We start from the raw sequence: 14,211 nt of genomic DNA, 5'->3' as shown, positions 1-14,211 counted from the left end.
CTGGTTTCCAACTAAATAATGATGATTTGCACCCGGTCAATGAAAGAAAAGCCCCCTGAACGAATTCAGGCGTTAGATATTCTGTCAAATGGCAGCACCCAGAGATCAGATCAGTTGCTCTCGCAGATACCGCCAATAACAGCATTCCGCGGTCAGTAACGGACTTGAACATGGAAAGTCTTTGCTTGTACGGCCCGGGCGCACCTCCCTAACAAGCCAACGTTGAATAAGCCCGCCAACAACTATTCAGGTAAAATGAAAAAATTTTCAGGAATATTGCAGATATAACAAAAGTGTTTCCAGTCAATAACTTGCGCAGAATTCATCTACATTATCTAGTTTGCATGAGTGATCACCGCCCAATTACCAGGGCACGAACTAAAGGTGCGCTACAGCCCATTCTGTTGAAAAACTCGGGTTTTTCGCGGGACGGCTTCACAGGATGAATGGCTTCCGCCTCTATTTCACAGGACGGCTCTGGCCTGCCTCGCGTTTGGTGCCAGCTTGGCTAACTTTTTGAGGTTCTGGGCGGTTGCGGCGAGAATAAATTCATCATGTGCGCCACATGCGTTGCCGGCAGGGTTATGGCAAAGCCATGATCCCGAGAGGGGCCGCGCAATCGAAGCCGCTCTAAGCCGTGAATGCGTTTCAGGTGGGCGAACGACATTTCGACCTTTTTGCGCAGTCGGCATGAGATGGCATATTGCTGCGTTTGCGACAGGGCGCGGGCGACATCCCGAGATGGTTCATAAATGGAGCGTGTAACTTTCCGCTGTGGCTCCCTGGGACAGCATCGCTGTTTGAGAGGGCAAATGTCGCAGTCGAATTTACTTGCCTTGTAACGGATTGTCTCGTCTTTGTTTAACTTAAGATCATTGCGTCGGATGTTACCTGTGACCGGGTGTCCTGACGAAAGCAAGCTGGGCAAATTCGGCTTTCTCCCCGCAGGAGATGTTGCTGACCTATTCTGTGACCAAAGATTTCATAAACATGCGGCGCAACCAGAATAAAAGCCTGTTGCATCAGATCATCAGTCGCAACACCGGAAAGTTCTTCCAGCGCCTCAAATGCCCTGCGCTCTCCCTTTAGGAATTGCGGCATCGTCACTTCTGCGTCCAACAACAGATCTGCAACGGTTGGAACACCATTGGCGAAGGCCAAACGCGAGGCAAATGACGCCGTTGTCTCATCTGAATGTAAAGGAACGGTGTTCTTCAATCTCATGTTTTTGGGTGTGGCAAAAAAAAGAGGGGCGCCACAAGGGCACCCCAAGGTTTCAATGACCGAACTCACTAATTTACCGCTCGTTTGTTTTATGCCTGCGGCTCAGTCATTGTCATGGAGCAAGCGCACCTGCTCCGTGTTGATCGGAAGTGGCGGAATTGAAACCAGTTCAAGTTCTACGCCCCCTCAAAACCTTCTTAGATATTGTTTTTACTTCATTTTCATCAAACCATCTCTGGTCCAGACACTAGAGTTTCATCATTCACTTTTCGACGCATTTCGAAATTTCGTAAAGAATTACGATTTCCGACATCAGCCCCGGTACCACCTGCGGCGCCGGGGTATTCTTTTAACTACAGCCAGATGTCCCGCCGCAGGTGTTGCACTTCATACAGGTGCCATTGCGGACCAGCGTATAGTTCCCGCAATCGCCACATGGATCGCCTTCATAGCCCTGCATTTTCGCCTTGGTGCGTGCATCCATCTGCACGGCCCCGCTGTCCGCAGGTGCAGTGGTGGTTTCCGGCACAAGCGTCTGCAATGCAGCCTCTGCATCGACAGATCCGTCCAGCATCATTGCGCCAACATTTCCGCCCTGAAGCACCACCAACTCCTGCGGCATCCGTTTGCGCAGATAGCCGGTAGAGGAAATCTGCTTCAACACTTCAAGCGATTTTGTTGCTGCGGTTTCAGATACTTCCTTGACGTTCCTCACGCCCTCTTCCTGGCCACGACCGATGTCATCAAAGCTGGCACCTTCCGGTTTCACATGGGCCAGATCGGTACGATCCAGATAAGACACCGCCAGTTCACGGAAGATATAATCCAGGATCGAGGTCGCATTTTTAATGCTGTCATTGCCCTGAACCATTCCCGCAGGCTCGAACTTGGTGAAGGTGAAAGCATCCACAAATTCATCCAACGGCACACCATATTGCAGGCCTACGGACACAGCGATGGCGAAGTTGTTCATCATCGCGCGGAAGCCCGCCCCTTCCTTATGCATATCAAGGAAGATTTCCCCCAGGGAACCGTCTTTATATTCACCAGTCCGCAGGTAAACTTTATGGCCGCCAACAATCGCTTTTTGGGTATAGCCCTTGCGGCGTTCCGGCATTTTTTCACGGTGCGATTTGATGATCTCTTTCACCACAACCTTTTCGATCACCTTTTCAGCGATCACCGCAGCTTTTTCCTGCGGATTGCCACTTTCCAGGATTTCTTCCGCTTCTTCATCGTCTTCAACCAGGGCCGCGGCCAGCGGTTGCGACAGTTTTGATCCGTCACGATACAGCGCATTGGCTTTCACGCCCAGGCTCCAGGACAGCTCATAGGCCTTCTGACAATCCTCAATCGTGGCATCATTCGGCATGTTGATGGTTTTGGAGATCGCACCGGAGATAAAGCTTTGCGCCGCCGCCATCATATGAATGTGGCTTTCCACCGACAGGAAGCGTTTTCCCTTTTTGCCACAAGGGTTTGCGCAGTCAAAAATGTGGTAGTGATCTTCGCTCAGGTGTGGCGCACCTTCCAGAGTCATCGTTCCGCAAACATGGTCATTTGCGGCTTCGATATCCTTACGGGAGAAGCCCAGGTGACGCAGCAGATCGAAGGAAGGATCATTCAGTTTCGCCGCTGGAATGCCCAGGGTCTTCTGACAGAATTCTTCGCCCAGGGTCCATTGGTTAAAGACAAAGCGAATGTCAAACGCGGTTTCCAGCGCCTGGTCGATCTTATCCAGTTCCGTCGGGCCAAATCCATGACCAATCAGTGCGGTTGCATTGATCACCGGTGCATTGCCAAGGCTGGCGTGCCCCACCGCATACCCGATGATTTCCTCAACCTGCGCAGATCCATAGCCAAGCAGTTCCAGCGCGGCAGGAACAGATTGGTTGATGATCTTGAAGTAACCGCCACCTGCCAGTTTCTTGAATTTCACCAGGGCAAAGTCAGGCTCAATCCCCGTGGTGTCACAATCCATCACAAGACCAATGGTGCCCGTCGGCGCAATCACAGAGGTCTGCGCATTGCGGTAACCGTGCTTTTCCCCTAGTTCCAGCGCCTGATCCCAGGAGGCTTTCGCCAGTTCAACCAACTCATCAATCGGGCAGTTCTTATAATCGAGAGGCACAGGTTTTACCTCAAGCCCGGCATACCCCGTTGATTTCCCATAGGCGGCTGTGCGGTGGTTCTTAATCACCCGCAGCATATGTTTCGCATTGCTTTTATACTTCGCAAATGCGCCCAGTTCGCTCGCCATCTCAGCAGAGGTCGCATAGGACACACCCGTCATAATCGCGGTCAGTGCCGCGCCAAGGGAACGGCCCGCGTCACTGTCATAGCCAAGGCCCATGTTCATCAACAGACCGCCGATATTGGCATAGCCCAGACCCAGGGTACGGTAATCATAACTGCGCTGCGCGATTTCCTGGCTTGGGAACTGCGCCATGGTCACAGAGATTTCCAGCGTCACCGTCCAAAGGCGCGTCGCATGCATATAGTCGCGCGCGTTGAAATGCCCGTCCTTATAGAAGGTCAGCAGGTTCATAGACGCAAGGTTACAGGCCGTGTCATCCAAGAACATATATTCAGAACACGGGTTTGAACCGCGAATTTCACCATCTTCCGGGCAGGTGTGCCAGGCGTTCACAGTGTCATGGAACTGAATGCCAGGATCCGCACAGGCCCAGGCCGCATGGCCCACCTGTTCCCACAGATCGCGGGCTTTGATGGTTTTCACGGTCTTGCCATCCGTCCGGTTCGTCAGATGCCAGTCACTGTCATCCTCAACCGCTTTCAGGAAGGCATCGGTCACACGGATCGAGTTGTTGGAGTTCTGACCCGACACAGACGCATAAGCTTCAGAATCCCAGTCCGTGTCATAAGTCGGGAATTCAATGCTGTCGTAACCCTGACGCGCGTAATCCAGCACGCGTTTCACATAGGTTTCAGGGATCGCGTTTTTCTTGCTCTCGCGCAGGGCCGCTTTCAGCCCGGCGTTGACCTTCGGATCATAGGCGTCTTCCACCTTGCCATCCCAGGCTTTGATCGCCGCAAAGATCCCATTCAGGCATTTTTCATGCATTTTGGAGCCGGCCACGATAGAGGCAACCTTTTGTTCCTCAAGCACTTTCCAGTTGATGAATTCTTCAATATCCGGGTGATCCGCATCAATGATCACCATTTTCGCCGCACGGCGCGTGGTGCCACCGGATTTGATCGCGCCCGCCGCACGATCCCCGATTTTCAGGAAGCCCATCAGGCCAGAAGATTTACCACCACCGGACAGCGGTTCATTCGCGGCGCGCAGCGAACTGAAGTTTGTGCCCGTGCCAGACCCATATTTAAACAGGCGCGCTTCGCGCACCCAAAGATCCATGATCCCGCCATCAGACACCAGATCATCCTTCACCGACTGAATGAAACAGGCGTGCGGCTGCGGGTGTTCGTAAGAGGATTTGGATTTGGTTAGCTTACCGGATTTGTAATCAACATAGTAATGCCCCTGCCCCGGTCCATCGATTCCATAGGCCCAATGCAGACCAGTGTTGAACCACTGCGGGCTGTTCGGCGCCGCACGTTGGGTCGCCAGCATATAGCGCATCTCATCAAAGTAAGCGCGCGCGTCTTCTTCCGTGGTGAAATAGCCACCCTTCCAACCCCAATAGGCCCAGGCCCCTGCCAGACGGTCAAACACCTGCTTTGCGGTGGTTTCCCCCCCAATGCGGTCTTCTTCCGGAAGTTTCGCCAGGGCGTCTTCATCTGCAACAGACCGCCAGAGGAATTCCGGCACATCCTTTTCACGCACCTTCTTCAGCGCCGCAGGCACGCCCGCCTTACGGAAATACTTCTGCGCAATCACATCAGAGGCCACCTGGCTCCAGCTTTCAGGGACTTCAATATCATCCAGACGAAATACGATTGTCCCATCCGGGTTCCGAATTTCAGACGTCGTTTTGGTAAACTCCAGCGCTGCATAAGCATCGCGTCCGCTTGTGGTGAAATTGCGCTCGATCTTCATGTCCCTGATTGCCTCCTGGCACTATTCTTTAACTTTTGTCCGGCACGGCGAAAAAGACAGATCCACGCGCACGGTCCCCCACAAAATTCAGGCGAATACGGTTCAGCATGACGAAAAATGCGCCATTGGCGCAGGAGGTTTCACAAAACATGTGAAAATCGTAAATCGTCCCTGATCGTTATTATTTTACCAGCATAGCAAGGTCAGAAACGACCCAAAGGAAATACACTATATCTGGTAGCCATTATTTCGATGCCTACTAATTGACGTAGTCCAACCATAATCGTCAATGAATAAATTTTCAGTTTTTCAAAGGTTTGTTATTGACCGGCGTAATTTGGCACAGGCCCGGAAACGGCCAAATTCTATGCTGAGATGCTGGCTTTCCAAAATGCAGCAGCGCATTGCCAATCCAAAAATACCTTTTTCCCGGCATATTTAGAGACGGAGCTTCATCAGCTTTGCTTGATCGTCCGAAACCGGAATTCGCAGTTTGCGAAAGAAATGATTCTTAAATCAGGCCGGTGGGACGCACTCAAAAATATTTTGACGGGTCCAGGTTCGGAATTAGGAATTTTTTAACCTTACCGGAACCGGGAAACCCGCAGAGGAGATTCCCAAAGACAATTACAACATGACGAACCAGATCTGTGACCGGTGTCAGTTGCTTTTACTTTTTCTGGTAAATGGTCGGGACGGCAAGATTCGAACTTGCGACCTACGGTACCCAAAACCGTCGCGCTACCAGGCTGCGCTACGCCCCGACTTGCGCTTTGACTACAGTTTACAGCGGGGGAAGGAAAGAGCGAAAATGAAGAAAATGAAGAAAAATTCGCATTTTTTTCCGGATGCCCCAGCTGACCTGTGCAGCGCGGTATTCTGATCATTCACCGGCGCAGGAAAACACCGTGCGCGTGGAATCAAAAGACGGATGGGCAATCACAGCATCACCAGGCGATTCATTTTCCACCCCAAGAATCCCCAAAGCACGCGCCATTCCCGCACTCACTTCCAGGACCGCTTTGACATTATCGCCACCCGGCAGCGGCGTACGATCCAGAGGAACCGCATTTTCATGCACCCGGATCAAAGAACCCGTGTCATCAAAAAACAGCATATCCAGCGGTATAAGGGTGTTTTCCATCCAGAAGCTGGCCGGACGTGGTTCAGGGTAAACAAACAGCATCCCCGAAGATGCAGGCATGTCTTCCCGAAACATCAGTCCCAGTTGCTGTTCAGCCGGCTCATCCGCGACTTCGACCCGGAAACGCGCCCTGCCCCAGCCCCCACGCAGCCAGACAACGTCATCCTGACATATGACTGCATCCGGCTTTTCAACCATAAGGTCGGCCGCCACATCACCACCGGCACCTTCGTCAGCAAGACCAATACCAGCAGATCCCGCAAACAGCAGAAAAGCGGCCCCGTAAAAGAGCCGCTTTTGTCGTGTTACCACTGGCCTGGAAACCATACCGTCTGACATCATTCTATCTGTCCTTTTTCCCGGGTGTCCTGCCCGGTCTCCCGGACAGAAGACATCAGATCGCATATTGATTTGCCGTCGCTTCAGGCTTCGATCTCAGCAACAGTGTCGTGCAAAGCTGTTTCCCAGCTTGAAACGATTGTCGCCATACGCCCGCGCTTGCCTTCAATCACGCGCAGACCAACGGCTTCGCCGGACTGCAGATCCGCAAGGCCAGAGCGACGCAGGATTTCCACGTGGATGAAGATATCCTCGGGGCGGCCAAACACATTGGCAAATCCAAAACCCTTGGCTTTATCGAACCACTTCACCCGCGCAGGTTCCAGCGGCGTTTCCACCGACCCGGCCATGCTGAGGAATTCTTCATCCTCAAGTTCGGTAAATGAATCCGTTTCTGGCGGTGCAATAGACAACACTTCAGTTGCCTGTACACCACGCGCGGTTTTCTGAATACGGATCTCAACCCCAGCTGCATCAGCAACAGAGCTTTGCCCGAAGTTGCGCAGAACATTTGCATGCAGCAAAATGTCTGCCCCCCCACTATCAGACACCACGAATCCGAACCCTTTTACAGGGTCGAACCACTTGACTTTCCCCTGGACGATCTCGCCCAGCTCACTAATTTCGGTCATCCCACAACACTTTTATCAAAGTTTTTCATCCTCACGCGGCGATCTGATGCATATCGCACTCAATTTGCAAGGGAAAAACTTGGTTTCCTTATATTTGTACCATTCACGTAACGTGAAATTCACGGATTCAGCCGCGAAGCCTGCCACATCTGATCAACACTCTCGCGTTTCCAGACGAATCTGTCATGCATTCGAAACGCACCATCAGCCCAGAACTCGATTTCAATCGGAACTATTCGAAATCCACCCCAGAAAGGAGGCCGCTTCGGAGAAGGACCCTGCCTCGCTGTCACTTTGGCAACATTCGCCATAAGTTCCGTGCGGGATTTCAGAGGCTGAGATTGACGTGACGCCCATGCACCAATCCTGCTCTGCAACGAGCGGGAGGCAAAATATGCGTCTGCCTTTTCTCCATCCTCTTTTTCGACAAATCCACGAACACGGATCTGACGCCGCAGGCTTTTCCAGTGCATGACAAATGCAGCTGTACCCGCGCTTTCAATTTCTTGTGCCTTCTGGCTACCAAAATTCGTATAGAACACAAACGCATCGTCTTCCACTTCTTTAAGCAGAACCATACGCGCGTTTGGCATTCCCTTGTCATCAACGGTTGCAAGCGCTATCGCATTCGGATCATTGGGCTCAGTTTCCTGTGCCTCCAGCATCCAGCTGCGTGTCAGATCAAACGGATTGTCTCCGCTAAAAATTCCTGATCTGCCTGTCATTTCAACCTCTTATTTTTTACTTGGTGCAATCGATAAACCCGTCAGCGAAGTGACGCAACCTGGACTTGTCGACAGGTTGATGCCCCCACTATTTAATTGACTTTGTTAACAATTACTGCATTTCCGACAAATACAACAGACAATTTTAGTGTGACAGAGTTCTTTAAATAAAAGATATCTGCGTCAGGGCCATTGTTTTCCTTCGGGTTGAAGGGACGTGAACAATCGCTTAAAAATCGTGCAAATCACAGATTATCCCCGGGGGAACAGATGTCAGCAGGACTGATGACAGGTAAGCGCGGCCTGATTATGGGCGTCGCAAACGACAAATCCATCGCCTGGGGCATTGCCCAGGCCTGTGCAGAACAGGGTGCAGAACTTGCATTTTCATATATGGGCGATGCATTCCGCAAACGTGTGGAACCGCTGGCCGCATCGCTGGGCGTGGAACTTCTGATTGATTGCGATGTTTCAGATCAGGAATCTATGGATGCCGCTTTTGGTGAAGTTGAAGCAAAGTGGGGCAAGATTGACTTTATTGTGCATGCAATTGGTTTTTCTGACAAAAACGAGCTGCGCGGACGGTATGTCGACACCAGCCCTGAGAACTTCCGCATGACGATGGATGTGTCTGTCTATTCCTTCACAGCCGTTGCACAGCGCGCATCCAGGCTGATGACAGACGGTGGTTCCATGCTGACACTGACCTATTATGGCGCAGAACAGGTGATGCCACATTATAATGTCATGGGTGTCGCCAAGGCAGCACTTGAAGCATCTGTTAAATATCTGGCCGAAGATCTGGGCAAAGACGGGATTCGCGTAAACGCGATCTCTGCCGGACCGATCAAAACCCTTGCTGCCTCAGGCATTGGGGACTTCCGTTACATCATGAAATGGAATGAACTCAACGCACCGCTGCGACGTAACGTAACCCAGGAAGAGGTCGGAAAATCTGCCGTATATCTGCTGTCAGATCTCGGTTCCGGCGTGACCGGAGAGAATCTGCACGTGGATGCAGGCTATCATATTGTTGGTATGAAAGCCGTGGATGCACCTGACGTCGACCTTGTGACAGGACGTAAATAGTGAGCATCGCCGCCTTCCTCGCCGCCGCCCTTCTTTGCACCATGGCCGCCGTAAGCCCCGGCCCGGCGGTTCTGATGGCGGCGCGTATCGGCCTGCAACAGGGGCTGCGCACCGGTGCCGCCCTGGCCGTGGGCATTGGTGCCGGCGCGGTTTTCTGGGCGGTTGCTGCGGTCTTTGGTCTGTCGCTGCTGTTTGAATATGCACCCGCTTTGTTGATTGCTCTGAAAATCCTGGGCGCGGCTTACCTGATCTGGATGGCGGTCAAGATGTGGCGTCACGCGGCTGATCCGATTGAAGACAGCACCAGCCCAACGGGCCTGACACCCCTGCGTGCTTTCCGCCTTGGCTTCACCACACAGCTGGCGAATCCCAAACCTGCCGTGTTTTTCGGCGCGGTCTTCATCGGCACCCTGCCCGCAGACGCCACCACCCTGTCGGTCTTTGCCCTGCTCTGTGTGATCTTCTGCGTTGAATTCACCTGGAACACATTTGTCGCCCGCTTGTTTTCGCTTGAACGCACCCGCAATGCCTATCTTGGCCTGAAGCACATCATTGACCGCATCTTTGGCGGGCTTCTGGCGGCGCTTGGTGTGAAAATCGCTGCGGGCTGACCACGAAGTCTCGACAAATCAGCCCCACAGGCGTTAAGACGTCTGAAATCAAATTTCCGCGCCACAGTCAGCAAGGACATAGCTATGAGCGACCATCGCCTGCCCCATGAAAAAGGTTTCCACATCAGCTGGGACCAGATTCACCGTGATTCCCGTGCGCTGGCCTGGCGTCTGGACGGCAAAGGCCCGGATGACGGCGCATGGCGTGCCTGTGTTGCGATCACCCGTGGCGGCATGGCCCCGGCGATGATTATGGCGCGTGAGCTGGACATCCGCACCGTTGATACGATCTCTATCAAATCCTATGACCACCAGTCCCAGTCAGACGCGCAGGTGCTGAAAGCACCGGATGCGGATCTGATGGGTGACGGTGAAGGCGTGCTGATCATCGACGATCTGGTCGACAGCGGCAAAACCCTTGAAGTCGTGCGTGCCATGTATCCCAAGGCGCATTTCGCCACGGTCTATGCCAAACCAAAAGGCCGCCCGCAGGTGGATACATTCATCACTGAGGTGTCTCAGGACACATGGATCTTCTTCCCCTGGGACATGGCATTGCAATATGTCGAACCTTACCGGGGCAAAGACTGAGCCATTTCAAAGCGCCCCTCGCGGGCGCTTTTTTCTTACGCATCAGAAAGACAGTATAATGATGAACTGGGCGCAACTTCTTCACGCGGGCCGCAATGGCGCTGAGCCGAAGGATCAGAAAGGCATTCGCCGCGAACCTTATATCATTGATGCAGACCGTATTTCCTTTTCCGCGCCCTTCCGGCGTCTTGCAAATAAAACCCAGGTGCATCCCCTGCATGATCATGATCACATCCATCACCGGCTGATCCATTCTGTGGAAACCGCCAGTGTCGGGCGATCTCTTGGCATGGGTGTCGGGCAATGGCTTGAGGATGAAAAACATATCGCGCCGGGCGGACGTCACGACATCGCTGGTATGATCCAGGCCGCCTGTCTGGCCCATGACATCGGCAACCCGCCGTTCGGCCATTCCGGTGAAAACGCCATCGGGGCCTGGTTTGCCGCGCAATTTAGGACAGAATCGCCCCTGTTCACAGATGTAGCGAATCACCTGAAACCCGAATTCATCGATTTTGAAGGCAACGCCCAGGGCTTCCGCATTATCTCGCGTCTGGAAATGTACCGCAATGACGGCGGCATGCGCCTGTCGCATGGGGTTCTTGGCGCTTTCACGAAATACCCGGTCACGGCCGATGTTCAGACCGCTGAGAAATCCGGTGGCAATCCCTACTGTGGCCTGAAGAAATTCGGCGTCTTTCATTCCGAAGCGGATCACTTCCACAAGATCGCCTATACCCTTGGCCTGATCTCTGAGGGCACAGATGAAAACCGCTGGTATCGCCGTCACCCGCTGGTCTTCCTCGTCGAAGCTGCGGATGACATCTGCTATAATATCGTGGACCTGGAAGATGCCTTTACCTCTGGCGACCTCAGCTATGACGATGTGAAAGATCTGCTGACCCCTCTATCGCATTTCGCAACCGACCGCAGCGCAAACAACACCCGCGCCGAACATATCGCCCATCTGCGTGCCCTTGCCATCGGCGGTGGCGTTGCCGCCTGTGTCGAAGCGTTCAAAACCCATTACACTGCCATCATGTCGGGTACGTTCACCTCGGGCCTTGTGGAAGAATCAGACAAAGCCGCTGAATTCGCCGCGATCAAAAAGCTGGCCAATACCCAGCTGTTCACCGCCCCGCGCAAAACCAAACTCGAAGTCTCGGGCCGCGCCACAATCCACAATGTGCTGAACGGTATCCTGCCGGTCTTCACCGATCTGCAGGCCAAAGGCTGGGATCTGGATAAGCTGGGCGATTACGAAACCCAGCTTGCCCGTGCGGTCGAACTGGACCTGCGTGACATCACCGACAGCTATTCCGCCCTGCACGCCATGGCTGACTATACATCCGGTATGACAGATCGCTATGCGGTTAAGATTTCACGCATGCTGACCGGGATCTGATCACGCGCTGATCACGAAATCTCACGCATAAAAACGGCACAGCCCCGTCGCAATCAGAGTTCCTGATTTCGACCAAAACTTGCCGTGCGTGAAATATAATTCCAAAATAAATCGCCTATCCTTTTCACATCAACCGTGGGAGGCAGCGATGAAAGACGAAATGCAATTTGACGGCGGCGTCTATGAAACCCTGCCCGCCAGCAGCTATTGGGATGATGCGCTGTTTCGCAGCGAGCGCGCCAAAATCTTCCGTCGCTCCTGGCAATTGTTTGGCCATGTGAATGACCTGCCCAATCCGGGCGATTACCGTGTCGAAGATATCTCTGGCAGCTCTGTAATCGTGATGCGCGGCCAGGATGGTGAAATCCGCGCCTTCCACAATGTCTGCGCCCATCGCGGTCATGAATTGTTGCAGGGCGAAGGCTGCACCAAAAAACTGACCTGCCCCTACCACGCCTGGACCTATGACACGACCGGCAAGCTGCGCGCCGCCCCCAACAGCGGCAATTTCCCCGGCTTCGACAAGGATAAATACCCGCTGAAACAGGTGCGGCTTGAAATCTTTATGGGCCTCATCCTTGTGAATCTGGATTCGGAGGCGAGGCCTTTTGCGGAAATTGCCGCCGCAGCTATCCCCGAAATTCAGGAATACGCGCCCAACCTTGGTAACTACCACCACGCCGCGCGCACCGAACGGCAGGCCAATGCCAACTGGAAGGTCGTGGCTGAGAATTTCAACGAATGTTATCACTGCGCCGTGGTGCATAAGACCTTAACAACCGGCGTCGTGGATCCGGACGCCTATCGCACGCGCGGCCACAGCTATGGCATTCGTCACGTCAGCCCGGCCCGCCCGGATGAACGTAAATCCTACAGCTATGTCGCTGATCCCACAGCCAAAACCGATAAATTCCTGACCTGGTGGTTCTTCCCGCTGTTCGCGCTTCAGATCTATCCCGGCGGCATTGTGAACACCTATCGCTGGAAGCCCGTCAGCGTGAACCAGACCAAGATCGAAGTTGACTGGTGGTTGCCCGAGGCCACGCCAAATGTGGTTGAGGCCGAGATCATCCATCAACACCGCACCACCACTTTTGCCGAGGATGGGCCAATTGTTGACAGTGTACAGCGCGGCCTTGAAAGCGGCGGTTTTGACACCGGACCGTTGCTTGTCGATGCCGGCTGCACCTCGCAATCTGAACATCCGATCATGGCCTTCCTCAGCCAGTATCGCGATGCGATGGCATAAACGCGGTTTAATCAAATTCTAACCAACTGCGCCTTAACTGGCGCGGTGTTACAGATCCTGACTGATACCCTGCGCCTGACCCTGCCCGCGCTGATCCCTTCCTGGCGGTTTTTCAAAGCTGTGCAACCTTCGCCGCGGATCGAATGGCGCAGCCCGGATCTTGATGAACACTGGCAGGCCTTCCGCCCCCGTCCCACACATCTTTCCCCAATAACGATCCTGCAAAGGATGATCTGGAACCCGCGTTGGAATGAAACCCTGTTTATGGTCAGCTGTTCCGAACGGCTGACAGCAGAAGTGACAGACCACAGCATCGGTGAAATCCTGAAACCGTTGCGCCAGGACATGCCCCATAAGGCGACCACATTGCAGTTCCGTCTGAAATTCATCGACCGGATTGACGGCACACTGCAGGAACAGATCACTTTCACATCCGGCATTTATCCTGCGCAGCACAAAGGGCGGGACAATGACATTTGAAATCGCCCTGCGCCTGACAGAAATCCTGCTGGGCTGGGCGATCCTTCAGGCAAGCCTTGAACATCTCTCCCTGCCCCATATGCCCCGCATGCTGTTTTCCTTGCGCGCGACGCTTGCGGTCATGCTAATCCTCGGTCTGAACAGCAGCTTCACTTTAACCCTGCTTCTGCTGATATCAATCCTGCTGCTGCACCATTTTCAGGGCCCCTATAATGGTGGCGCGGATAAGATGGGTTTTCTGATCCTGACCTGCCTGACGCTGGCGCACCTTACGCCCCCGGCCTGGGCGGAACTGGCGCTGGCCTATCTCGCGGCGCAACTGATCTTGTCCTATTTCATCTCCGGCCAGATCAAGATCATGAATCTGGAATGGCGAACCGGCCGCGCATTATCCGATGTTTTCGCCTACTCTGCCTACCCCGTTAGCGAAAACCTGCGTGCGCTTGCCCATAAACCGGGCCTGACCTTCACAGCCTCCTGGGCGGTCATGCTGTTTGAAGTCACCTTTCCCCTGGCATTCTTTCACGCAACCGCGCTTTATCTTGCCCTGACCATCGCCGCATTTTTCCACCTGTCCAACGCCTGTTTCTTCGGTCTTAACCGTTTTTTCTGGACATGGCTTGCGGCATATCCCGCGCTGATCTGGCTTCAGACAAGGTTAATTGGCGCTTAACGCTGCGCGCATGCGATATGCATAAGAT

The 14,211-nt window shown here is 53.4% G+C and carries 12 protein-coding genes, 1 tRNA gene and 1 pseudogene; 7 read left to right on the top strand and 7 right to left on the bottom strand.

Annotation, left to right across the window (positions count from 1 at the left end):
• Positions 1 to 464 precede the first annotated feature (464 nt).
• The 7 genes and pseudogenes from H1D41_RS00280 to pdxH form a co-directional block, all read right to left on the bottom strand.
• A pseudogene (locus H1D41_RS00280) lies at positions 465 to 856 on the bottom strand (transposase); the annotation flags it as partial.
• A gap of 5 nt (positions 857 to 861) precedes the next feature.
• Positions 862 to 1,293, bottom strand: coding sequence for a TniQ family protein (locus H1D41_RS00275; RefSeq protein ID WP_228847034.1), 432 nt, complete (start codon positions 1,291 to 1,293; stop codon positions 862 to 864).
• A gap of 280 nt (positions 1,294 to 1,573) precedes the next feature.
• Complete coding sequence (locus tag H1D41_RS00270; protein ID WP_228847033.1) at positions 1,574 to 5,245, bottom strand: vitamin B12-dependent ribonucleotide reductase; 3,672 nt, start codon at positions 5,243 to 5,245, stop codon at positions 1,574 to 1,576.
• A 687-nt stretch (positions 5,246 to 5,932) separates the two neighbouring features.
• Positions 5,933 to 6,009: transfer RNA gene (locus H1D41_RS00265), tRNA-Pro, on the bottom strand.
• A gap of 119 nt (positions 6,010 to 6,128) precedes the next feature.
• Positions 6,129 to 6,731 carry a DUF192 domain-containing protein gene (locus H1D41_RS00260; protein ID WP_228847032.1) on the bottom strand — a complete coding sequence of 201 codons (603 nt, stop codon included), beginning with the start codon at positions 6,729 to 6,731 and terminating at the stop codon, positions 6,129 to 6,131.
• A gap of 80 nt (positions 6,732 to 6,811) precedes the next feature.
• Positions 6,812 to 7,360, bottom strand: coding sequence for a cold-shock protein (locus tag H1D41_RS00255; RefSeq protein WP_228847031.1), 549 nt, complete (start codon positions 7,358 to 7,360; stop codon positions 6,812 to 6,814).
• Positions 7,361 to 7,479: 119 nt separating this feature from the next.
• Positions 7,480 to 8,085, bottom strand: a complete 606-nt coding sequence (pdxH, locus tag H1D41_RS00250; RefSeq protein ID WP_228847030.1) for a pyridoxamine 5'-phosphate oxidase — start codon at positions 8,083 to 8,085, stop codon at positions 7,480 to 7,482.
• Positions 8,086 to 8,355: 270 nt separating this feature from the next.
• On the opposite strand from pdxH, the gene fabI reads away from it, so the two are divergent.
• The 7 genes from fabI to H1D41_RS00215 all read left to right on the top strand — a co-directional run bounded on the left by fabI (position 8,356) and on the right by H1D41_RS00215 (position 14,183).
• Complete coding sequence (gene fabI / locus H1D41_RS00245; RefSeq protein WP_228847029.1) at positions 8,356 to 9,174, top strand: enoyl-ACP reductase FabI; 819 nt, start codon at positions 8,356 to 8,358, stop codon at positions 9,172 to 9,174.
• Positions 9,174 to 9,785, top strand: coding sequence for a LysE family translocator (locus tag H1D41_RS00240; protein ID WP_228847028.1), 612 nt, complete (start codon positions 9,174 to 9,176; stop codon positions 9,783 to 9,785). Before fabI ends, H1D41_RS00240 begins: the two co-directional genes overlap by 1 nt.
• Before the next feature lie 84 nt (positions 9,786 to 9,869).
• On the top strand, positions 9,870 to 10,376 hold the full coding sequence (gpt, locus tag H1D41_RS00235) for a xanthine phosphoribosyltransferase (RefSeq protein ID WP_228847027.1): 507 nt from the start codon (positions 9,870 to 9,872) through the stop codon (positions 10,374 to 10,376).
• Between the two features lie 58 nt (positions 10,377 to 10,434).
• Complete coding sequence (dgt, locus tag H1D41_RS00230) at positions 10,435 to 11,781, top strand: dGTP triphosphohydrolase (protein ID WP_228847026.1); 1,347 nt, start codon at positions 10,435 to 10,437, stop codon at positions 11,779 to 11,781.
• Positions 11,782 to 11,929: 148 nt separating this feature from the next.
• Positions 11,930 to 13,030, top strand: coding sequence for an aromatic ring-hydroxylating oxygenase subunit alpha (locus H1D41_RS00225; RefSeq protein ID WP_228847025.1), 1,101 nt, complete (start codon positions 11,930 to 11,932; stop codon positions 13,028 to 13,030).
• Positions 13,031 to 13,075: 45 nt separating this feature from the next.
• Entirely contained in the window at positions 13,076 to 13,510 is a 435-nt protein-coding gene (locus H1D41_RS00220) for a hypothetical protein (protein WP_228847024.1), read from the top strand.
• Entirely contained in the window at positions 13,500 to 14,183 is a 684-nt protein-coding gene (locus H1D41_RS00215; RefSeq protein WP_228847023.1) for an HTTM domain-containing protein, read from the top strand. Before H1D41_RS00220 ends, H1D41_RS00215 begins: the two co-directional genes overlap by 11 nt.
• Positions 14,184 to 14,211 lie beyond the last annotated feature (28 nt).

The sequence above is a fragment of the Halocynthiibacter styelae genome (assembly GCF_016123485.1).
GTDB lineage: Bacteria > Pseudomonadota > Alphaproteobacteria > Rhodobacterales > Rhodobacteraceae > Halocynthiibacter > Halocynthiibacter styelae.
This window is presented reverse-complemented; position numbering and strand designations above follow the sequence as displayed.

What these genes read in the sequence shown, in the direction of transcription:
- H1D41_RS00225 (WP_228847025.1), top strand. Translation starts at nt 11,930, where the DNA reads ATGAAAGACGAAATGCAATTTGACGGCGGCGTCTATGAAACCCTGCCC.
- dgt (WP_228847026.1), top strand. Translation starts at nt 10,435, where the DNA reads ATGATGAACTGGGCGCAACTTCTTCACGCGGGCCGCAATGGCGCTGAG.
- H1D41_RS00255 (WP_228847031.1), bottom strand. Translation starts at nt 7,360, where the DNA reads ATGACCGAAATTAGTGAGCTGGGCGAGATCGTCCAGGGGAAAGTCAAG.
- gpt (WP_228847027.1), top strand. Translation starts at nt 9,870, where the DNA reads ATGAGCGACCATCGCCTGCCCCATGAAAAAGGTTTCCACATCAGCTGG.
- H1D41_RS00215 (WP_228847023.1), top strand. Translation starts at nt 13,500, where the DNA reads ATGACATTTGAAATCGCCCTGCGCCTGACAGAAATCCTGCTGGGCTGG.
- H1D41_RS00270 (WP_228847033.1), bottom strand. Translation starts at nt 5,245, where the DNA reads ATGAAGATCGAGCGCAATTTCACCACAAGCGGACGCGATGCTTATGCA.
- fabI (WP_228847029.1), top strand. Translation starts at nt 8,356, where the DNA reads ATGTCAGCAGGACTGATGACAGGTAAGCGCGGCCTGATTATGGGCGTC.
- pdxH (WP_228847030.1), bottom strand. Translation starts at nt 8,085, where the DNA reads ATGACAGGCAGATCAGGAATTTTTAGCGGAGACAATCCGTTTGATCTG.
- H1D41_RS00260 (WP_228847032.1), bottom strand. Translation starts at nt 6,731, where the DNA reads ATGATGTCAGACGGTATGGTTTCCAGGCCAGTGGTAACACGACAAAAG.